Raw genomic sequence first — 22,310 nt, forward strand, 5'->3', positions numbered from 1 at the left:
AATTTCTCTTTAATGATTACAACACATTCCGAACAGGAAAGATTTACCGCCCTTGTTGAGGCATCACCGATGCCTACGGCAATTTATAAGGGGAGGGAAATGATTATCAGCATTGCTAATAAAGCCATGCTCGATTTGTGGGGTAAAGATGGTTCTGTTATCGGGAAATCGCTTGCTGAAGCATTACCTGAACTCGACGGACAACCATTTCATGCTATTTTAGCAAATGTTTTTGATACCGGAGAAAGTTATTACGCAAAGGAGTCAAGGGCCGACTTGGTTGTGGATGGTAAGCTTCAAACATTTTATTTTACATTTACCTACAAACCTTTAAAAGATAGCGACGGTTACACATATGCCATAATAAATACTGCTGCTCATCTGACTGAGCTGGTTTCTGCCAGGAAAGAAATCGCCGAAACACAAGAGCGGTTAAGCTTTGCATTGCAATCTGCAGGAATTGGAACCTGGGATTTAGATCCTATTCATAATAAAGTTAACTGGGATAACCGCTGTCGCGAACTTTTTGGTTTTCCCGTTGATGGAGAAATTCATTATAAAGATGTACTCGATTGTATCCATCCTGATGATCAAAATATGGTCAATGCAGCAGTTATAGACGCTATTGATCCAAAAAATGAAGGGAATTATGATATCAGGTACAGGATAATAATTAAACAAAACAATCAAATAAGATGGGTTCATTGTAAAGGTAAAGCCTACTTTAATGCTGAAAACAAAGCTTACCGCTTTGCAGGTATTGCCCAGGATATTACGGGTGAAGTTATCGGCCGGCAGCGGGAGCAACAATTAATGAGTTTGGTTAGCCATAATGCCGATCACATGTCGATTGCCGACATGGAAGGGAATTTGATTTATATGAATGCCGCATCTCGAAATTTGCTTGGAGTAGGCTTAGAAGCTGATGTTACCACATTCAGCGCACACGATTTTTACACACCCGAAGAACTCGACCGTGTTCAGCATCACATCATAAAAGAGATAAAAGATGAAACAGGCTGGCAGGGTACAATCAATCTTCAAAATTTTACCACGAAAGAAATTATTCCGTGTAACGTTAATTATATACTTATAAAGGATCCTGAAACCGGGGAGATTATTGGAAGAGGTGCCACAGCACGGGATTTACGACCAGAAATAAGGGCCAAAGCAGAATTACAACGTTTGGCAACTATTGTCGATAGCAGTGAAGATTTTTGTAACTACTGCGATATTGAAGGTAATACATTTTACATCAATCCTTCAGGTATAAAACTGATTGGAATAGCTGAAGAAAATATCGGAAAAAGTAATCTGTTTGATTACCATAGCGAAGCGACCAACAAGTTAATCAAAAATGAAATTCTTCCGGTATTGTTCAATTTTGGAAAGTGGTCGGGAGCGTTAGAATTACGCCATCAAAAAACAGGGGAAATTATTCCGATTCATAAACAGCTTTACATGATAAGGGAAGAAATAACCAATACGCCTGTAGGTATTGCTGGTATTGCCCGTGATTTACGTCCGGAACTTAATGTTCGTAAAACCCTTAACGATAAAAATGAAGCTTTGCAGAGTGTTGTAAACGAATTGAACTTTTTAGCGGATACAGTTCCATCTATCGTTTGGACGAGCAAGCCCGACGGGAATTTGGATTACATTAATCAGCGTTGGTACGACCAGAGTGGAAGATCAAAGCATGAGGTTATTTCAGAAAGCTGGGCGGAAGCTGTACACCCCGAAGACAAATTGCACGCCTTTGCTGCCTGGGCGAAATCATTAAAAACGGGAGATTCTTACGAAACTGAATTTAGGATGAAGGATAGAAATGGTAACTATCGATGGTTTCTTGTAAGAGCTTTACCTTTAAAAGATGCTGAAGGTAAAATCGTGAAATGGTATGGAACAAATACGGATGTTCAGCATCAAAAGGAACTGGAGCGGCAGAAAGATAATTTTTTGGGTATTGCAAGTCACGAATTAAAAACGCCTGTAACCAGCCTGAAAGCTTATGCCCAGGTTTTAGAATCCATGTTTAAACGCTCCGGCGATTTAAAGAATGCAGACTTTTTATCAAGAATGAATAAGCAGGTAGATAGATTAACCAATCTTATCGGCGATTTACTTGATGTAACTAAAATAAATGGGGGGCGTTTACAATTTAATCACTCAACCTTCGGCTTTAATGAAATGGTTGAAGAGGTTGTTGAAGATGTACAAAGAACTTCATCTAAGCAAATTATAAAGAAAAATCTAAACTTTAAACGCGAAGTTTTTGGCGATAGAGAACGGATTTGTCAGGTGTTAACTAATTTATTAACCAATGCATTGAAGTATTCGCCTGACGCCAGTGAAATTGTCATTTACACAGAAGACCATGAAAATAATGTTCAGGTTTGTGTTCAGGATTATGGTATCGGTATAAGCGGGGAAAAGAAGGACCGTGTTTTTGAACAATTTTACCGGGTAAGCGGAAATAAGCAGCATACTTTTCCAGGGCTTGGTTTAGGCTTATACATTTCTTCAGAAATTGTAAAAAGACTTAATGGTAAAATTTGGGTAAACTCGGTTGAGGATAAGGGTTCTACATTCTGTTTTTCCATACCCATAAGGCAAGAAACGGCATTATAAATATATTCTTTCAAACAAAACCGTAAAACCTTCGGTTCTTAATAAAGCACTAGATCCGGAGCATTATGAATAAGAAGAAGATATCGGTTAAAGGAATTTGGGAAGTTCTAAAAGCATCGTTTACAGGTTTTAATGATCATAAGGTTACCAAGCTAAGTGGTTCCCTGGCCTATTATACAATTTTTTCGATGGCGCCTTTGTTGGTTATCGTCATCTCACTTTGTGGTATTTTTCTAAAACGGGAGGCAGCCGAAGGGCAGGTTTATGGTCAGCTTGCAGGCTTTTTAGGAAAAGATACTGCATTACAATTACAACAAATTATTAAAAGTGCTTACCTGAACGGGAAAAGTACGGTAGCTTTTATAATTGGTCTGATAACGCTTCTTATCGGCGCCACAACCATATTCGGCGATATTCAGGATTCTATTAATACCATATGGGGTTTAAAGCCAAAACCAAAAAGAGGCTGGTTAAAAATGCTGCAAAACAGGTTCCTTTCTTTTTCGGTCATTATAAGCCTGGGTTTCGTTTTAATGGTTTCTTTGGTTATCAATACCGTGGTAGATGCTTTTAGCAAAAGATTGGAAGCCCGGTTTGAAGAGGTTTCAGTTGTTGTTTTCTATGTATTGAATATGGCGATTACACTGGTGGTAATTTCTTTAATGTTTGCTGTTATTTTTAAAGTTCTACCCGATGCCATAATTAAGTGGAGGGATGTGATCCTGGGGGCCGTTGTTACTGGAATTCTGTTTATGATAGGTAAGTTCGGAATATCGTTTTACATTGGATCGAGCAATGTGGGCAGTACCTATGGTGCGGCGGGTTCATTGGTTATCTTATTACTCTGGGCCTATTATTCTTCTATTATTTTATATTTCGGAGCTGAATTTACCAAAGCTTATGCCGTTGCATATGGTTCAGAAATTCATCCCGCCCATTATGCGGTTACCACAAGAGAAATTGAAATAGAAACAGAGGGGAATTCCATTCAGGATAACCACAAGGAATTGCAAAAGCAGGTTCCTGATAAATAATTTTTTTATTCTACAAGTCTCATTCTCGCGCCTGCCTTTCGCAGGCGGGAATCTTAAAGCTTAAGCCCCACCCCAGCCCTCCCCGGAAGAGAGGAGACGACTTTCTGCGGTTAGTTTCATGAGGCAATAGCAAAGCTTTATTCAAAATTTAGTAAATTCTAATTTTTTCCTTAGATAAGTTTAAATAACAATGCTTCTGGGTTTCTTCGAGACTTGTTCGGGAAACGTTGCTGAAAGTGGGGTTTAAAGGGTGATTTCCCGAAGAAGACTCGAACAAGACTCGAACAAAGGGTAAACCTTTTCTATAACTTTTCATCCTGGCGAAGGCGGGATTCTTAAAGCATATGGTCCAGGAACCACTATCCGCCCGCCGGCATTTTCTCATAAAATATATCTCCAATAAGTCTTCATTCTTGCGAAGGCGGGAATCTCAATATACGTAAGTAAAATAAAATCCTTTAGTTACTGCTATTCACCCCAGGCAGTCACGATAATTTTTCTTGGTCCGCCATGATTCCGATGCTCGCATAAGTAAATACCCTGCCAGGTACCCAGGGCCAATCGCCCGTTTCTCACCGGAACGGTTACTGAATTGCCAAGTATTGCCGCCTTCAGGTGCGCGGGCATGTCATCCGAACCTTCATAATCATGTTTATAATCCGGATCATTTTCCGGTACTGATTTATTGAAATACATTTCGAAATCCATTCTGACGGTTGGATCGGCATTTTCATTTATGGTTAACGAAGCTGAGGTGTGCTGAATAAAAACCTGACAGATGCCAATTTGTATCGTTTTAAGTTCAGGAAAAGCATTAACAATTTCTTCGGTTATCAAATGAAAGCCTCTTTTTCTTTCTCTTATTGTAAATGCTTGTTGAAATATTTTCATGTTATTTTTTTGCTACTCAGGAAAATGAATACATTAGGGATTTAAATTTACCCTTAAAGATTAACACATTACAATAAAAAGATTTGCAAATATTTTTAGAAACCTGCGGACACCTGGTTAAGTAATGTCATCTTGTGGATGGTCGAAGGAATATTCAAGTTCCAGCTAATTTTTGTTTTTTAAGAGGGTGGCTTCGACTACGCTCAGCCGGCAAAGATTAAATAACGAATGAAGTCGAAATAGCTTTTTCCGAAAAATAATTATTCCATCTTTTCCTGCATGTATTCGCTTGGGCTTTTTCCGAATGCTTTTTTAAATTCCAGGCTAAAATACTTTCTATCGTTAAAACCAACAGCATACGCGATTTCAGCAATATTTCCCTGTTGCGATTTAAGTAATTGTGCTGCTTTTTTTAACCGGATTGATTTAATAAAATCATTAACTGAAAGATCGGTGAGTGCTCTGATTTTTTTATACAAAACCGGCTGACTCATGCCGATTGCTGAGGCAAGTTTCGGCACATCAAAATCAGGGTCAGCAATATGCTCTTCAATAAGGTTCATAATTTTATTGAGGAAATTTTGCTCGGTGGTATTAATAATTAAATTTCTCGGCTCGAGTGTAACCACCTGCCCGAATTTTTGCCTGATGGTTTCCCTTGCCTGAAGCAGGTTATGAATGTTTAAGGCTAAAATTTTTAAATTAAATGGCTTCATCACATAAGCATCGGCACCATGTTCGAATCCATTTAGCTGATGGATGTAAGCCGATCGTGCGGTTAAAAGTACAACCGGAATATGGCTTGTCCGTTCATCTGTTTTTAATTTTCGGCATAATTCTAATCCATCCATGTTTGGCATCATCACATCACTTAAAATTAAATCGGGGATTAACGCTGTAGCCGTTTCCCATCCAATTAAACCATCTTCACTTTCGTAAATGTTGTAGGTGTTTTCAAGGGCTTCTTTAATAAAATTTCTAACCTCGATATTATCTTCAACAAGTAAAATACTGTATTTTTTTTCTTTTGAAATCGTTATTTCCGGAGCTGTATCAACAATAGCAGCTGTCTGATTGATGGTATAATTTTTTACATCATCATAATAGATATAATCTTCTACCAGTTCTTTAGTTTTGAAATGTGTTTTGCCTTTTTTTAAGCTAACCTTGAAACAGGTATAACCATTTTTAAATGCTGTTTCAGCTTCACTTTGTAGCTTTATGGTGCCATGATGTAATTCTGTAATGCTTTTCGATAAGGACAAACCCAAACCGGTTCCAATGTTTACACCTGGATTTGCTTGATAAAAGTTGTTGAAAAGATTGCTTTGCTTATCAGATGGAATTCCTTTCCCATTATCACATATCCGAATCTCAACAGTATTCTTATCCTGCTGAATTTTTAAACTTACGTTGCCTCCGTTATGTGTAAATTTAAAAGCATTGGATAGCAGATTGAACAATACTTTTTCGAGCTGAACCTTATCAAAATAAAGCATTATTTCATCACCATCTGATTCGAAAGTATAAGCAATGTTGTTTGATATTGCCATGTTTTGAAAGGCAAGGAAAATTTCTTTACAAAATTTTACAATATTACCGGGACTAACCTGCAAAGTCATCTTGCCGCTTTCTGCTTTTCTGAAATCAAGTAATTCGGTAACCAGGTTCATTAACCGGTCGGCATTGGTTTTTATGGGTTGCAAATCTCTGTTTAACGAAGGGTTATCTTTTGCATTATCAATCATTTTTTCCAGCGGCCCAATAATCAAGGTTAGAGGTGTACGGATTTCGTGCGAAATGTTAGTAAAGAATTCCAGTTTATGCTCGTTTATTTCCTGCTCTTTTGTAAGCACTGCCCTGATTAACAAATACCGCACAAATACAAAAAGGATAGCGGCTATGATACATAAGTATATTAAATAGGCCCACCAGGTTTTATAGAAAGGCGGGAGGACTTTAATTTTAAGTTGCGTTACTTCTGTTGTCCACAGGCCATCATTATTACTGCCTTTAACCAAGAGCGTGTAATTGCCGGGTGATAAGTTGGTGTAATTTGCTGATGGAATGTTTACATAATTCCAGTTTTTTTCAAAACCGACTAATTTATAGGCATACAGGTTTTTATCGGGTTTTATGAAATTAAGAACGGTGAAGTCGATGGCAAAAACATTATCACTGGATTTAAATGTAACTGATTTAGTTACGCTGATGTTACTGTCTAAAACACCTTCATCACGATTTAAATTAACGGTTTTATTAAAAATTTTTAAACCGGTAAATAATGCTTTCGGGATATTTTTATTTTGTTTTATATGATCGGGAAAGAAACTGATCATGCCGCTCAAACTACCAAAGAAAAATTCGCCTTTACTGTCTTTAAGTAATGATTTGTAATTAAATTCATTACCCGGCAAACCATCTTTAATGTTATATACATTGAACGATTTTTTTTCGGGATTGTATTTGCAAAGTCCGTTATCTGTACTAATCCATAGGTTATTTTCATTATCTTCCAAAACACCAATAATGTTATTACTTGGTAAGCCATCGGTTTCCGAAATTTTATGGTAACGGTGTCTTCTTACATCTAACTTAAATAAGCCATTGCGGAAAGTGCCTAACCAGAAAAAGCCTTTTTTATCTTCCGTTATGCAACTAATACTGTTGTAAGGCAATATTAGTTTACCGCCAGCCAGGCGTGGCTTAAAATTAATTTCTTTTGCTTTTAGTTGATACAAACCGGCATTGGTTGCAACCCATATGGTATGCATCGCATCTTCATAAATAAAAAATACGGCATCGTGTAAACCGTTAATTCTGTTGCGGATAAATTTTCCGGTTTCGGGATTAAAACTGTTTAACCCATTATTGGTACCTACCCAGAAACGGCCTTTACTATCTTCAAAAATTGAAGTGATTTCATCATTACTTATTGATGAAGTATCGTCTTTTTTACTGGTAAACCTGTTGAAACTATTGGTTTGAGGATTGAAAAGATTCAGTCCACCGAGGTGTGTACCCACCCAGATTCTGTTCTTTTTATCTTTTATAATCGCTTTCACCAGATTTGAACTTAAACTTTTAGGGTTGTTCGGGCTATAACGGTAATTTGTATAGGTATTGGTTTTGCGGTTTAAATAATTCAGTCCCTCGCCTTCTGTTCCAATCCACAGATTGTGCTTATCATCTTCCATTATCGAACTAACCACATTGCTGCTTAAGCCGTTTTTCGAACTGCTGTATATTTTAAACGGCGTATAGTTTGGGTACAGCATGTTAACGCCACCATAATAGGTTCCAACCCAAATAATGCCTTGCCTGTCTTGATAAATATCGTAAACAGAATTCTGACTCAAACTGGAATTGTTACCGGGTTCGTTTTGTATGCTGCTGAAAATTTTTGTTGCAGGATTGTAAATGTTAATTCCATGTAGCGTTCCTATCCACAGTTTGCCTTCGGCATCAACAATTGTTTTTCGGATGTTGTTGCTGCTAATCCCGGATGGATTAAGGCTGTTATAAGCATAGGCCTGTATAGCACCTGTTTTAAGGTTTAATTTATACAGGCCGGTTTGTTTTGTTCCAATCCATAAATTGTTTTCCCGGTCTTCTGTAATGCTGGTGATGTGGTTATCAATTGCTTTATTAAGTTGATCGCTGAACGTTTTGAAATATTTAAATTCCGCTTTTCCCTTCTCCGTGGTCATACGCATAAGGCCATTAGTTGTACTTAGCCAAATTGTTCCCGTATGGTCTTCGGTAACAACGTAAATTTGCTGAAGGCGTTTTGTATTGTGAAGGAATCTGGTAAAATGACCGGCTTTTTGTGATTTTAAAAGGTTTAAACCATTTGCCGTCCCTACCCATAAACGCTGTTTTTTATCCTGATAAATACAGTTTATTTTCGAATTGCTTAAAGTGTTCGCATTGTTTTTTTCGTAAACAAAATGTTCGAAATTATCGCTTGCTTCGTTGTACCTGTTTAAACCGTTTGGTGTCCCTACCCATAAGCCACCATTATTTGCCGGCAGAATTGTTGATATGTATTCGGAGCTGCTCAGGCTTTTATTGTTGTTATCTTCTCGCTTATAAATTTTGAAGTTTCGGGAATCATATTTATTTAATCCAAAGCGGGTTCCAAACCACAAAAAGCCTTTCGAATCCTGAGCAATGGCTAAAACAGAACTTTGCGATAGTCCATCATCCACATTAAGGTGTTTAAAAGTGCTATTATCCTGAGCATGTACAATACAAATAACACATGCAAACAATAGGCTTAGTAAAAATTTCATGCTCGATAGTAAAAGAAATGTTTGGTTAGGCGTGAATAAAATTACAATTATGCTTTTTGTGAAAAAAGTGAATTTATCATAATATGTAAATTTTAACATTTTAAACTTTTATGGCCTTACTGGGATACCATTAAAACACATCGTTTAGGATTTTACCCCTATTTATTTAGGATTTTACCCCTTCCATTCGCCGCCAAAGCAACAATTTTGATTTAACCAAATATTTTGAAGCGAACCAACATTTAAGCTAATACCAATTTTTTTTATTCGAAACAACAAGTTATTTAAGCCCAATACAGGTATAAGTTGTGTTAAAAATTTTTGCGATTAAGAAATAACCAATAGAAATCAACTAAACAAACAATGGATAAACTTTACAAACATTTCAAAATTGGAGCGGCAAAACCTGGTCATGATTACTGGCAGGTAAAACTATGCACCTTAATTATGCTTTTGAGTTTTACGGCATTTACAGCCTTTGCTCAATCCATAAAAATTTCTGGAACAGTAAAAGATAAGCAGGGTGGTACAATACCGGGTGTAAGTGTGAAAGTAAAAGGAACATCAACCGCTGTGGTAACTTCCGGCGAAGGGAAATTTTCTTTAACCGTGCCTTCAGTACAAAGTGTACTGGTGTTTTCTTACGTCGGCTATGATGTAAAAGAAGTAACCGTTGGTACAGCCAGCAATATTGAGGTAAGCCTGCAGGATCAGAATAACAGCTTAAACGATGTGGTTGTTGTGGGTTATGGCGTACAAAAGAAGGTTAACGTGATTGGTTCGGTAGCCACAATTGATGCGAAATCGATAGAAAACCGTCCGGTAACCAATCTTTCGTCTGCATTGGGCGGTTTAAGTTCGGGTGTTTCTGTGAGGCAGACCTCGGGTAAACCGGGCTCTGATGGTGCCACCATCCGTATACGGGGTACAGGAACATTAAATAGTAACAATGCCTTAATTATTGTTGATGGTATTGTTGGCAGCATGGATGCCGTAAATCCTAACGATGTGGAAACGGTTTCGATATTAAAAGATGCTGCGGCAGCTTCTATTTACGGTTCGCTGGCCGCTAACGGGGTAATTTTAATCACCACTAAAAAAGGTAAGCAAGGGAAAACAACGGTTACGTACAGTGGCCTTGGTTCTATCGCTCAACCGGCTAATATGCCGACTTTTGTAACCGATTATATTACCCACATGCAATTGGTGAACGAAGGTTACCGGAATTTAGGACAGAGCCCGGTTTATACCGATGCTACAATAGCGCTTTGGGCAGCGGCAAATGCAAATCCCGAAGGCTTAACCCCTCAAGGTATTCCAAACTATGTGGCTTATCCAAATACAGATTGGGGTAAAGAAATTTTCGAAAATAACCTGGTTCAGCAACATAATATTTCGTTAAACGGCGGCAATGAAAATACGCAGTATTTATTATCTGCTTTCTATATCAACAACCCGGGCACAATGGCCAATACGGGGTCGGATAAATACAACCTGCGGATTAACCTGCAATCGAAAGTAGCCAGTTTCTTAACTGTAGGTACGCAAACTTTTGCCTCAAACCAAACGTATGGCCTGGCCAGTACCGATAACGCATTTAATTTTTTACGCCAAACTACTCCTGGTGTTTACCCGGTTTACAATGGTAAGTATGGTTTTCCAGCAGCGGCCGAAGAATCATCAACCGCCAATAACATCACTCAATATTTGTATGGAACTGGCGGAGCGGATAATGAAACCCGCATTAACACAACTGTTTTTGCAAGATTTGATATCCTGAAAGGCCTGAATTTTGAAACCAGGTTTAATTACCAGGCCCGTCAGGAAGAATTTAATTCGCATTCAAATACCTTTGAAAAATGGAATTTCGCTTCCAATACGTTGAAGCAGGCGGCTACCACACCCGATCAGCTCAGCACAAACTACGGTTTTAATAAAAACTACGCGTATACCATTGATAACATCCTGAATTATAAAACCACCATTGCTAAAGTACACGATATTGGTATTTTGGCGGGTTACAACCAGTACTATTATAATTACTACAATTTTGGTGCGAGCAAAAAAGGTTTAATTGATGAAACCATTACAACCTTAAATTCTGCAACAACGTTAACTTCTGCATCAGGCGATGAATATGATTATGCTTTGCGTTCTTATTTCGGTCGTTTAAATTATGCGTTTAAAAACAGGTATTTATTAGAAGGTGTTTTCAGGTACGATGGTTCATCAAGATTCTCGGCCGACAACAGATGGGGTTTCTTCCCGGCATTATCAGCAGGCTGGCGGATTTCAGAAGAACCTTTTATGGAAGGGCTCAATAAATACATTGGTAATTTGAAGTTAAGGGCATCCTGGGGTAAAACAGGTAACAATGCATCTGGTAACTACGATTACCAGGCCGTGTATGGTGCCACCAATTATTCTTTCAACGGTCTGCAGTCAACGGGTTTGGTATCAACCAAATTTGCCAATAACGATTTAAAATGGGAAACCACAACCACAACCAATATCGGTTTAGATGGTAACTTATTTAAAGGGGCATTAACTTTCGAAATCGATTTGTATAAAAAATATACTGATGGAATTTTGTTTACCCCAACCATACCATTAACCACAGGAACAGCAACCGCGGCTACCCAAAACATTGCAGAGGTATCGAACAAAGGTTTAGAAGTAACACTTGGTTACAATGGTAAAATCGGCGAATTTAAATACGGTGTATCCGGAAACTTTGCCTATAACTTCAACAGGGTTTCTAAATATAAAGGATTGCTTAATGCAGGTTATACCACCGATGCAGCAGGAAACAGGGTTTATACGTCTAATTTAGGTAATGTTTCAAGCGGAGGCGCAAACAGAATCTTAGAAGGACATGAAATTAATGAGTATTACCTGCAAACGGTTTATAAAGGTACAGGCAGTTATTTTACCGATGGAAAAGTTAACGTAAACGGTGGGCCAAAAGATGGCATGATTCGCACACCAGATGATATGGCCTGGTTAAATGCGATGATTGCAGCAGGTTATACTTTCCAGCCAACTGCGGGGGTAAGTAAAACTAAAATTTATTACGGCGATTTAATTTATGCCGATAACAATGGCGATGGTTTATATGGAAATGCCTTTGATGCACAGTTCCTGAATAAATCATCAACACCAAGATACAATTATGGCTTTAGCATGAATTTATCTTATAAAAACATTGATCTGTCTATGCTATGGTCGGGCAGTGCGGGCATGTGGTATTATTGGAATGCGAATGGCTATAACAATTCCATCGTATCCTTAGGTAATGCCGTAAGTACATTAATCGCCGGCGACCACTATTATTACAATGATGCTAACCCAGCCGACCCGGCCAATAACATCACCGCCCGTTATCCCCGCTTAAAAAATACCACCGATGCACAAAATGCGGCAGTTGCAAGCGATTTTTATTTGTATAACGCATCTTACCTTAAACTGAAAAACCTGCAGATAGGGTATACGGTTCCTGAAAAGCTATCAAAAAAAGCTTTAATCAGCAGGGCAAGGATTTATGTGTCGGGTGAAAACCTTTGGACAATAACCAATTACCCGGGGTTGGATCCGGAGATTGGTTCGGGCATTGGTTACCCAACCATGCGCCAGTATTCTGTAGGCTTAAATGTTACATTTTAACGATTTAGAAAGAAGAAAATGAAAAAGATTTTAACCATACTATTTACAATTGTAGCACTTGCAGGCTGTAAAAAAGATTTATTGGAAACCGCACCATACTCGCAGGTTGCATCAGAAACGATGTGGACGACAGACAACTTAACTGACCAGGGGGTAACGGGTGTTTATGCACTTTTAAGGTACGGGTTTACTTCAGGAGGCGCCTCTGGTTTGGAGCTTTACCAAATGGACGCTTTAGGCTTTACCGGACAAACATCTGGTGCCGAATCATTACTTTCAGGCACCATAACACCATCTAATGGCTATTTTAGTTCACATTGGCAAAATCTCTACGAGGGTATTCAGAGAGCCAATGATGCCATTAAAAATATTGCAGCAAAATCGCCCTCATCCGCTGAAAAAAAGGCAAGGTACATTGCGGAATGTAAATTTTTGCGGGCCTATTTTTATTTAAGGTTAAATCAGCTTTATAAAGGTGTACCCATTTATTTAGAGCCCTTTACTGCATCTGAGGCAACTAAACCCCGTTCAACAGAAGCCGAAGTTTGGGCACAGGTTGTTAGCGACCTTACGGCTGCAATTGCCGAACCAAACTTGCCTGACCGGTATATAAGTGGAAATGCGCTGTATGGTCATGTAACCAAAGGTGCGGCTTATGCTTTAAGGGGAAAAGCTTACTTATATACGCAAAAATTTGATTTGGCGGCCGCCGATTTCGGTAAAGTAAAGGATGCGGGCTATACGTTATTTGCGAACTACGCCAACTTGTTTAAAACGGCGAACGAGCAATCGGCCGAAATGATTTTTTCCATTCAAAATATTGCTGTTACCGGTTTTGGTTCTGATACCCAGTTTTATTGTGGTACACGTTCTTCTTTCGGCTCTTGCTGGAATACTTACCATGTTTCACCTAATCTGGTTGATTTATATGAAAATGCCGATGGTTCTAAATTTGATTGGGAAGTTGCCATTCCGGGTTATTCAGCCCTATCGGTTGCCGAGCGTGAAGTTTACTTTTTAAGAAACAATTTAACGGCTGCCGAAATTACGGCGGCAACAACAAGGGGGGCAAAAATGAGCCTTTACCTGCCTACAGGTAACGAAGCCCGCTTATTAAAGGCTTACACCAACCGCGACCCAAGGCTGGCGGCCAATGTGATTACGCCATATGCTACTTACGTTGGTGTATTTAGCGGTGCCAACGCGGTCGTAACATCGAGGTGGCCATACCGTTCAGAAGCGGCAACAAATGGCGATTTGCGTACCGATACACAAAGCTTATTCTATTATTTATATCGCAAATATGTTTATGAAGGTACGGCAGAAACGCCTGCCAGAGATTACGGTCCAACAGATATGGTTTTAATCCGCTATGCTGATGTGCTTTTAATGTGGGCCGAAGCACTAAACGAGCAAGGCTTAACCACCGAAGCCATTGCGAAAGTGAATGAAGTTAGAGCCCGTGCAGGGGTAGCTTTGTTGCAAAATACGAATGGCGCGTTACCTACATATGTTTCGAGTCAAACCGATTTAAGGGAAAGAATTCGTAATGAGCGTAGGGTAGAATTTCCAAATGAAGGCATTAATTTCTTTGATGAGATGCGATGGAAAAGCTGGAAAGACAAAGTTTTTTATGCGGGTAATGGTGTAAAGCAGGCTTGGGGAAAAGTCGTATATGCTTACTCGTTTAAAGGCGATTATCTTTATAACTGGGCAATTCCGGCTGTGGAGATAGAAAGAAACCCTAACCTGGTACAAAACCCGGGTTGGATAAATTAGTAGTTTTATGGTTAGTTGTAGGTCGCCATGGTGGTGGCGGCCTTTTTTAAGCTAACTTTTACCTAATTTGAATTGTAATTAAATCCATCGAAATACAATGTGTAATATATATGATGATTTTTCGAAATAAAAGCACTTGGTTTTTAACGCTTGTACTTTCTATAGGCCTAACCGCCCATGCGCAAAAGCAAATGCCCAGAGATTGGTTAATTCAAGCTTACAATAAAGCATATCCTAAAGGAAATGCTTTAGAAAACTTACCTGAATGGCAAAATGAGCAATATTCAAATTCGTCAAAGTCTATCCAGGCACTGCCCGATAGCATCAAACAAAAACTTGTAAAACAGGCTGAAAAAGCAATCAATTATAATTGGCCTTCATTACCGGCATCTTTATACCTGGATTACAAATTAACAGGTACAAGAGTTAACTACGAAAACCTGCAAGGCGAACGCAGAAAAATGCTGGCCCATTTAGTTGCAGGAGAGCTTATCGAAAATAAGGGAAAATATATCCCCCAAATTGTAAATGGCCTTTGGTTAATTTTAGAAGAAAGTACCTGGGTGGCGCCCGCACACATTGTGGTACAAAAAGAAGGTGCTGATTTGGCAAATATCGAAAATCCTTACATCGATTTAAATGCATCCAGAACTGCATTAACGGTGGCAACGGTTTATAACATGCTTGCGCCAAAACTTGCTGCTTATTCTAAAGTAATTAACGGTAGAATCTTATACGAACTGAACCGCAGAATTTTCGACCCTTATTTAAAATACGATAACTTCTGGTGGATGGGTTTTAAAGGCAATGCGGTTAACAACTGGAATACCTATGTTAATGCAAACACTTTACAAGCCGCCTTACTCGTGCTTAAGCCTGGCGAAAAACTGGATGCTTTAATACCTAAATTATTAAGAAGTACCGATAATTTTATAAATCAATACCCTGAAGATGGTGGCTGTGATGAAGGGCCTTCTTATTGGGATATGGCTGGTGGGCGACTCATCCGCTTAATGGTGATTTTGAACCAGGCATCAAGTGGCAAGCTGAATTGGAGTGATAAAGCACTCCTGCATAAAATTGGTTCTTACACCTACAACATGCAAATTGCCGGGAATTATGTGGTTAATTTTGCGGATGCCTTCGCCAGATATGCACAGAATCCGGAAAGTGTTTACCAATACGGCTTGATGTTTAAGGATGAAAAACTGAAAAATTATGCGTCCTTCATTTTTAATTCTGGAAACAGGCAAGTCTCTTCTGATGATGTCAGCGATTTTCTGGCCATTTCTATTGTGTACCAGGAATTGAAACGTATACCACCTGATGCGCCATACCCGGCTTATGCGGCATTGCCCGATTTGCAGGTTTTTAACGCAAGGCAAAAGGCTGGCGCTACCCAAGGATTGTTTTTTGCAGCCAAAGGCGGTAATAATGCCGAAAGCCATAACCATAATGATGTTGGCAATTTCATCGTTTACAGCAACGGTAAACCGGTTTTAATTGATGCCGGCGTTGGTGTTTACACCAGTAAAACGTTCAGCAGCAAACGCTATGAACTTTGGAATGTACAATCGCAATGGCACAACTGCCCCACCATAAATGGTGTGCAACAACAGGATGGTAAAAAGTTTGCAGCTAAAGATTTTAAATTTAACAATACGGACAAACTGGCTTCGGTATCTATGGATATTGCACATGCTTATCCGGAAGCTGCATCCGTTGAGAAATGGGAACGAACAATAACACTCAACAGGCCTAAAAATGAAATTACACTTGCCGATAATTCAATATTAAAAGCATACAAAGCCCCAACTGAACTTAATTTTTTAACACCATTAAGGGCAGAAATCAAAAAAGGACAAATTCAGTTCGAAACTGGTTTAACCATGCGTTTTGATGATGCCCGGTTGGAAGCCAAAATAGATGAGCAACCAATTGATGATACGCGGTTAGCTGCCGCCTGGGGCCGGAAAATTTACAGGATACGTTTAATAACTAAACTGAAGGCACTTGCTGCCGATTATAAAATAGTGATAACGCAGGCGAAAAACTGATTGGCCATGCAAATGATTGTGATTTAATTAAATGCATGTATAAATAATAAACTGAAAACAACATCACAAATGATAATAAAAAGAATAAAGTTAATTACTGTTTTAATCACAATTGCAACATCTTATAGCTTTGCCCAAACGCAAAGAAAGCCAATGAACCAGCTTATAAATGAGGAGTTTAAATTTGCTTTAGAACAATATAAGGTTTTAGCCAAAAATATACCAGCCGGCAAAACCCCGCAAAGTTTTGCTAACGGAAAGCCTGTAAATCAAGATATAAAATGGTGGTGCAGTGGTTTTTATTCGGGCAGTTTATGGTACTTGTACGAAGAAACAAAAGATGCATCAATAAAACTGGAAGCTGAAAAAGCTTTAAAGGTAATTGAACCAAACCAAACCTATACCGGTAACCATGATCTGGGTTTTATGATGTATTGCAGTTTCGGAAATGCCTATCGTTTAACAAGCGAACCAGCGTATAAGGCGGTTATTCAGCGCTCGGCAGCATCCTTAGCAACGCGTTATCGCCCGAATATTAAATCTATTCAATCCTGGAACAAAAATAAATACTGGGATTGCCCGGTAATTATTGATAACATGATGAACCTGGAAATGATGAACTGGGCAAGCGAAAATGGCGGGAGCCCGAAATATAAAGAAATCGCCGTTACCCATGCCAATACAACATTAAAAAATCATTTCAGACCGGATTTAAGTTCTTACCATGTAATTGATTACAACCCTGAAACCGGAGCAATAAAAAGAAAGGCAACCTGGCAAGGTGCAGCCGATTGCTCGGCGTGGTCTCGCGGGCAGGGCTGGGCTTTGTATGGTTATACCATGATGTACCGCTTTACAAAAGATGAAACTTACCTTAAACAAGCCAAAGGCATTGCACATTTCATCTTAAATCATCCGAATTTACCGGCCGATAAAATTCCTTTCTGGGATTTTGATGCTCCGGGAATTCCTTATGCTAAACGCGATGCATCCGCAGGTGCCTTAATTGCATCAGCTTTGCTGGAACTTGGTCAATATACTTCCGGTAGCGAAAAAGCTGAATTTAAATCGGTAGCAGAAACTATGATTTTTTCACTCGCCAGCCCCTCATATCATGCTAAATTAGGCGAAAACGGTGGCTTTTTATTAATGCACAGTACAGGTGCTTATCCCCTAAATAGTGAAATTGATGTGCCTTTGGTTTATGCCGATTATTACTACCTGGAAGCCTTATTGAGGTATAAAAAATGGTATCTGTAGTTATTTAAAATCTCATTCTAAATGAAATATAAAGTAATTTTTGCTTTGCTATTAGCTTTTCAACTGGCTAATGCACAACATAAAAAGGCAACAACGGGTTTACAAGACCGTGCCTTTTGGGTAAAAAGTTTGTATAAAATCGCCTATCCGGTTATCCATAATCTTGCAAATGAAACTTTAAAAAAGAATATGCCTTTGGAGCATAATCCCGATTACGGATTGAATTTAAAAAAAGTAACTTATTTAGAAGCCTTAGGCAGAACCATGGCTGGTGTTGCGCCCTGGCTGGCTTTGCCGGATGATGCAACGGACGAGGGAGAATTACGCAAAACCATGCGTGTGGAATTGTTAAAAGGTTTAGCCAATTCTGTAAACCCCGAAAGTCCTGATTACATCAGTTACAGAAGCGAAGGACAACCAATTGTTGATGCTGCTTATGTTGCACAAGCTTTTTTACGGGCACCAAAAGCATTATGGGAACCCCTGGATGAGGTTACCAAAAAGCGGTTTATCGAAGAATTTAAATCCCTGAGAACCCGAAGTGGGGCCTACAACAACTGGTTGCTTTTTGCCGGTTTAACCGAGGGGTTTTTATTGAGCATAGGTGAACAATACGACCCTGCAAGGGTTCAGTTTGCTGTTAATAAAATGAAAGAATGGTATGTTGGCGATAGCTGGTACAGCGATGGCGAAAAATTTAGCATGGATTATTACAATTCTTATGTTATTCATACCATGCTGGTCGACTTGCTGAAAATACTGGCTGATAAAAAGAAATTACCTCAAGCGGATTACGATTTGGCGCTTAAACGCATGGTTCGTTATTCCGAATATTTAGAGCGGATTATTTCGCCCGAAGGTACTTATCCGGCTTATGGCCGGTCGATAACCTATCGTACGGCTGCATTTCAAGCCTTAGCCCAAACAGCATTAATGGAAAAGTTGCCGGATTATGTAAAACCGGCTCAGGTTCGTTGTGCTTTAACAAAGGTGATGCACAATATGTATGATGGTAATCAAAATTTTGATGATAAAGGCTGGCTGGTTTTGGGTTTTAATGGTCATCAACCTATGGTTGCCGATACCTATACGTCTACAGGTAGTTTATACATGGCCACTTTGGGGTTTTTAACCTTAGGCTTGCCTGCCGGTAATAAATTTTGGACGGATGCGCCTGCGCCATGGACAAGTTTAAAAGCCTGGACAGGCGAAGCCGTAAAAAAGGATTATAAAGTTGAGTATTAATTCAATTATTAAGCATCGTATAAATATATTTGCGATGATAATTTGAATTCAATCCTTTATCAAACTTAACCAATGAATAAATTCGAAAGCCGTTACGCGCAAAGCCCTAAAGAGGTTAAACAAATGGATACGGCCGCACTGCGGGAAAATTTTTTAATTGAAAATGTTTTTGAACCCAATCGGGTTAATCTTACGCTATCACATTTCGACAGGTATATTGTCGGAGGTGCAATGCCTGTTGATGAAAAAGTAGACTTGCCTAATCCAGACGCCTTAAAAGCAAATTTCTTTTTAGAAAGAAGAGAAATCGGAATTATTAATGTAGGCGGAAAAGGAATCGTAACGGCAGACGGTGAAAAGTTTGAACTCGACTATAAAGAAGCTTTGTATATCGGTAGGGGAATTAAAGCAGTTTCATTCGAATCTGCTGATAAAACACAACCTGCAAAATTATATATCAATTCGGCACCTGCCCATCATGCCTATCCGACAAAAAAAGTGCGCCAGGCTGATGCAGAAATCGTTGAATTAGGCACGCCTGAAACGGCAAATCACCGCGTCATCAATAAGCTTCTTGTAAACAGTGTTTTGCCAACCTGCCAGCTGCAGATGGGCATGACGGAGTTAAAATCGGGAAGCGTTTGGAATACCATGCCGGCACACACGCACGACAGGCGGATGGAAGCTTACTTTTATTTTGAAGTTCCGCAGGGGCAAAGTGTTTGTCATTTTATGGGTCAGCCGCAGGAAACCCGTCACATCTGGATGCAGAATGATCAGGCTGTCATTTCGCCGAACTGGTCGATACATTCAGGTGCAGGCACCAGTAATTATACTTTTATCTGGGGCATGGCAGGCGAAAACCTCGATTATGGTGATATGGACCATTGTGCGATAACGGAGTTGAAATAAAATCATCTTCATTGAGTTTGCAGTTCGTTTATTCCCCGAATGATTGGGAATTTTAAGATAATAAGCTTTAAGATTCCCGCCTGCGCGGGAATAACGGCTATTTTTATTTCGGCAAGCTGAATGTGAAAAAATAATACATATAACATGTCAAACATATTTGATTTAACAGGTAAAACCGCATTGGTTACAGGTTGTAAAAGAGGCATTGGTAAAGCAATGGCTTTAGCGCTTGCCGAGGCAGGAGCAGATGTAATTGGTGTTTCCGCGAGTCTTGAACCTGAAGGGAGTTCAATAGAAAAAGAAGTTTTTGCTTTGGGTAGGAAGTTTTATGCTTACCAATACGATTTCAGCAGTCGGGAAGCTGTAACCGGATTTGCTTCAAAAGTGAAAGCCGATCACCCGGTAATCGATATTTTAGTTAACAATGCCGGTACCATCTTACGTAAACCAATTGCCGAGCATCCCGATGAATTTTGGGATGAAGTTATTGCTGTAAACCAAACGGCTCCATTTATTTTAACGAGAGAAATTGGCCGGGATATGGTCGCCCGCGGAAGTGGTAAAGTTATTTTTACGGCTTCATTGTTGTCGTTCCAGGGCGGCATCACCGTACCCGGATATGCAGCCAGCAAAGGTGCAATTGCCTCTTTAACAAAAGCTTTTGCCAACGAATGGGCATCAAAAGGGGTAAATGTAAATGCCATTGCGCCAGGCTATATTGCCACTGATAATACATCTGCTTTGCGGGACGATCAGGATAGAAGTACGTCAATTTTAGCGCGAATTCCTGCAGGCAGATGGGGAACACCTGAAGATTTTAAAGGGCCAACCATTTTTCTCGCTTCAAAGGCAGGCGATTATGTTCATGGTACTGTTTTAACGGTAGACGGCGGTTGGATGGGAAGATAGTTATTAGTCCGAAGTCGGAAAGACCGATGGCCGAAGCCTGGAACATAAATCCAAATTCCGGACATCGGTTTTTTTTTAACTTTCACCTTTTGTCTTTCGGACCTCCGACTTCTAATATAAATTATAAATCTCCCTGATGTCTTTTAATATGGCTTCAAAATCAATTTTTAAATCGATTAATTTCCCGGTTCGGATGTCGAATACCCAGCCGTGAACCGTCACACCACGTTCGGTTATGGCTTCCTGTACGGCTGCGGTTTTAAGTAAATTAACGCATTGCTCCTGCACATTCAGTTCTACCAGTCTATCGTAACGTTTTGCTTCGTCTTCAATTGCATTCAATTCATCTCTATGGATGCGGTACACGTCGCGGATATTCCTTAACCAGGGATTTAAAATACCCATATCTGCCGGTTGCATGGCCGCTTTAACGCCACCGCAATTGTAATGACCACAAACGACGATATGATTCACTTTTAAATGACGAACCGCATAATTTAAAACTGTCATTACGTTTAAATCGACATTGTTAACCAGGTTTGCAACATTACGATGAACAAAGGCCTCACCGGGTTGTATGCCCATTAAATCTTCTGCGGTAACGCGGCTATCAGAACAACCGATATATAAAAACTCCGGCGTTTGCCCTTTGGATAGTTCCGTAAAATAGTCGGGATTTAGGGCTAATTTATCGGCTACCCACTTTTCATTGTTCTTAAATACGTCTTCGACTTTCATGTTTTTAATTAAGTTTATGATTTGGCGATACCTAAACAGTTGCTATGTTCCTATAAAACTAAAGAAAGATTTCCTTACTTCTGATAATTCATTACCTGAAATGTCGTTGTTTGCATTAAAATACAGGTGTCCCTTAAAAATCATGCTCATATAATTTGCTGTCATAAAAAACGGTATTGTAAAGCCATCCGGTAAATCTGCGTCGGTACCTACAGCAATTAACCGTACCGTTTTACCATTTAAATTCCGGCCTACTTCTTTATTTAAAGTTACCCAATCTGTTAAGCGATCGAAAAGATTTTTCATCCTTCCGCTCATCGAATACCAGTAAACAGGCGTTGCAAAAATGATATGTTTGTGGTATAAAATTTCTTTGGCAAATACGTCAAACTGATCTTCAGGCGGGTATTGCCCTTCGTAGTTATAAGGCAGAAAATAATGCTCCACTAAATTCAGGTGGTGGCACGCTATTCCTTCTGTTAACTGGCTGATAAATTTTTGCGTATCTCCGTTTAACCTTGCACTTCCGTTTATAATTAAGATATCAGACATAATCTATTAACAAATTAAATATTTAAATGTTCAGATTGATTTACGGCAAGCCGTCATTTCAAACGTCTGTCTACCGCAGGCACAATGTCATTAATTTAAGCAAAAATGCTGTCAGCCTGAGCTTGTCGAAGACCTTTTTATAATCGATAACAAAAAATAATTGTCCTTCACTTCGACTTCGTTCAGTGCAAGCTAGCTGTTAGTGACGCATGGTCAAACCGTCATCCGATAGCTCCTATGTTTACAATTATTAATTTAGTAAATATAAAGTGAAAAGGATTGAGAGTAGACCGATGGCTAAATAACTCATGAAGTATATTGACCGATAGATACTACCTCTTTCC

The 22,310-nt window shown here is 39.3% G+C and carries 13 protein-coding genes; 9 read left to right on the forward strand and 4 right to left on the reverse strand.

Going from position 1 to position 22,310, the window contains the following annotated elements; all coding sequences use genetic code 11:
* The first annotated feature begins 12 nt into the window (after positions 1-12).
* Positions 13-2,631, forward strand: a complete 2,619-nt coding sequence (locus tag O0931_RS18190) for a PAS domain-containing protein (protein ID WP_269416908.1) — start codon at positions 13-15, stop codon at positions 2,629-2,631.
* A gap of 65 nt (positions 2,632-2,696) precedes the next feature.
* A complete protein-coding gene (locus tag O0931_RS18195) occupies positions 2,697-3,665 on the forward strand; it encodes a YihY/virulence factor BrkB family protein (RefSeq protein ID WP_269416909.1) in 969 nt (322 codons plus the stop codon).
* Positions 3,666-4,133: 468 nt separating this feature from the next.
* On the opposite strand, the gene O0931_RS18200 is transcribed toward O0931_RS18195, so the two are convergent.
* Positions 4,134-4,556 (reverse strand): secondary thiamine-phosphate synthase enzyme YjbQ, encoded by a 423-nt coding sequence (locus O0931_RS18200; protein WP_269416910.1) that lies wholly within the window; start codon positions 4,554-4,556, stop codon positions 4,134-4,136.
* Positions 4,557-4,816: 260 nt separating this feature from the next.
* The gene (locus O0931_RS18205) at positions 4,817-8,851 is read right to left on the reverse strand and encodes a hybrid sensor histidine kinase/response regulator transcription factor (RefSeq protein ID WP_269416911.1); all 4,035 of its coding nucleotides are present in this window, start codon (positions 8,849-8,851) and stop codon (positions 4,817-4,819) included.
* A 363-nt stretch (positions 8,852-9,214) separates the two neighbouring features.
* On the opposite strand from O0931_RS18205, the gene O0931_RS18210 reads away from it, so the two are divergent.
* From O0931_RS18210 to O0931_RS18240, 7 genes are all read left to right on the forward strand, one after another.
* Complete coding sequence (locus tag O0931_RS18210; protein WP_269416912.1) at positions 9,215-12,514, forward strand: SusC/RagA family TonB-linked outer membrane protein; 3,300 nt, start codon at positions 9,215-9,217, stop codon at positions 12,512-12,514.
* 18 nt (positions 12,515-12,532) lie between these two features.
* A complete protein-coding gene (locus tag O0931_RS18215; RefSeq protein WP_269416913.1) occupies positions 12,533-14,293 on the forward strand; it encodes a RagB/SusD family nutrient uptake outer membrane protein in 1,761 nt (586 codons plus the stop codon).
* Positions 14,294-14,403: 110 nt separating this feature from the next.
* On the forward strand, positions 14,404-16,350 hold the full coding sequence (locus tag O0931_RS18220; RefSeq protein WP_269416914.1) for a heparinase II/III domain-containing protein: 1,947 nt from the start codon (positions 14,404-14,406) through the stop codon (positions 16,348-16,350).
* A 69-nt stretch (positions 16,351-16,419) separates the two neighbouring features.
* Positions 16,420-17,610 (forward strand): glycoside hydrolase family 88 protein, encoded by a 1,191-nt coding sequence (locus O0931_RS18225; protein WP_269416915.1) that lies wholly within the window; start codon positions 16,420-16,422, stop codon positions 17,608-17,610.
* Positions 17,611-17,631: 21 nt separating this feature from the next.
* Positions 17,632-18,855 (forward strand): DUF2264 domain-containing protein, encoded by a 1,224-nt coding sequence (locus tag O0931_RS18230; RefSeq protein WP_269416916.1) that lies wholly within the window; start codon positions 17,632-17,634, stop codon positions 18,853-18,855.
* A 72-nt stretch (positions 18,856-18,927) separates the two neighbouring features.
* A complete protein-coding gene (gene kduI, locus O0931_RS18235; RefSeq protein WP_269416917.1) occupies positions 18,928-19,767 on the forward strand; it encodes a 5-dehydro-4-deoxy-D-glucuronate isomerase in 840 nt (279 codons plus the stop codon).
* Between the two features lie 144 nt (positions 19,768-19,911).
* Complete coding sequence (locus O0931_RS18240) at positions 19,912-20,676, forward strand: SDR family NAD(P)-dependent oxidoreductase (protein ID WP_269416918.1); 765 nt, start codon at positions 19,912-19,914, stop codon at positions 20,674-20,676.
* Between the two features lie 111 nt (positions 20,677-20,787).
* On the opposite strand, the gene O0931_RS18245 is transcribed toward O0931_RS18240, so the two are convergent.
* The gene (locus O0931_RS18245) at positions 20,788-21,414 is read right to left on the reverse strand and encodes a carbonic anhydrase (protein ID WP_269416919.1); all 627 of its coding nucleotides are present in this window, start codon (positions 21,412-21,414) and stop codon (positions 20,788-20,790) included.
* 42 nt (positions 21,415-21,456) lie between these two features.
* Positions 21,457-21,966: a flavodoxin family protein gene (locus O0931_RS18250; protein WP_269416920.1), complete on the reverse strand. Its 510-nt coding sequence runs from the start codon at positions 21,964-21,966 to the stop codon at positions 21,457-21,459.
* Positions 21,967-22,310: the final 344 nt, after the last annotated feature.

The organism is Pedobacter rhodius, assembly GCF_027213645.1.
Classification (GTDB): domain Bacteria; phylum Bacteroidota; class Bacteroidia; order Sphingobacteriales; family Sphingobacteriaceae; genus Pedobacter; species Pedobacter rhodius.

Coding starts and splice junctions, on each gene's coding strand:
- O0931_RS18215 (WP_269416913.1), top strand. CDS start 12,533: ATGAAAAAGATTTTAACCATACTATTTACAATTGTAGCACTTGCAGGC.
- O0931_RS18210 (WP_269416912.1), top strand. CDS start 9,215: ATGGATAAACTTTACAAACATTTCAAAATTGGAGCGGCAAAACCTGGT.
- O0931_RS18250 (WP_269416920.1), bottom strand. CDS start 21,966: ATGTCTGATATCTTAATTATAAACGGAAGTGCAAGGTTAAACGGAGAT.
- O0931_RS18195 (WP_269416909.1), top strand. CDS start 2,697: ATGAATAAGAAGAAGATATCGGTTAAAGGAATTTGGGAAGTTCTAAAA.
- O0931_RS18225 (WP_269416915.1), top strand. CDS start 16,420: ATGATAATAAAAAGAATAAAGTTAATTACTGTTTTAATCACAATTGCA.
- O0931_RS18190 (WP_269416908.1), top strand. CDS start 13: ATGATTACAACACATTCCGAACAGGAAAGATTTACCGCCCTTGTTGAG.
- O0931_RS18240 (WP_269416918.1), top strand. CDS start 19,912: ATGTCAAACATATTTGATTTAACAGGTAAAACCGCATTGGTTACAGGT.
- O0931_RS18245 (WP_269416919.1), bottom strand. CDS start 21,414: ATGAAAGTCGAAGACGTATTTAAGAACAATGAAAAGTGGGTAGCCGAT.
- O0931_RS18200 (WP_269416910.1), bottom strand. CDS start 4,556: ATGAAAATATTTCAACAAGCATTTACAATAAGAGAAAGAAAAAGAGGC.
- O0931_RS18230 (WP_269416916.1), top strand. CDS start 17,632: ATGAAATATAAAGTAATTTTTGCTTTGCTATTAGCTTTTCAACTGGCT.
- kduI (WP_269416917.1), top strand. CDS start 18,928: ATGAATAAATTCGAAAGCCGTTACGCGCAAAGCCCTAAAGAGGTTAAA.
- O0931_RS18220 (WP_269416914.1), top strand. CDS start 14,404: ATGATGATTTTTCGAAATAAAAGCACTTGGTTTTTAACGCTTGTACTT.
- O0931_RS18205 (WP_269416911.1), bottom strand. CDS start 8,851: ATGAAATTTTTACTAAGCCTATTGTTTGCATGTGTTATTTGTATTGTA.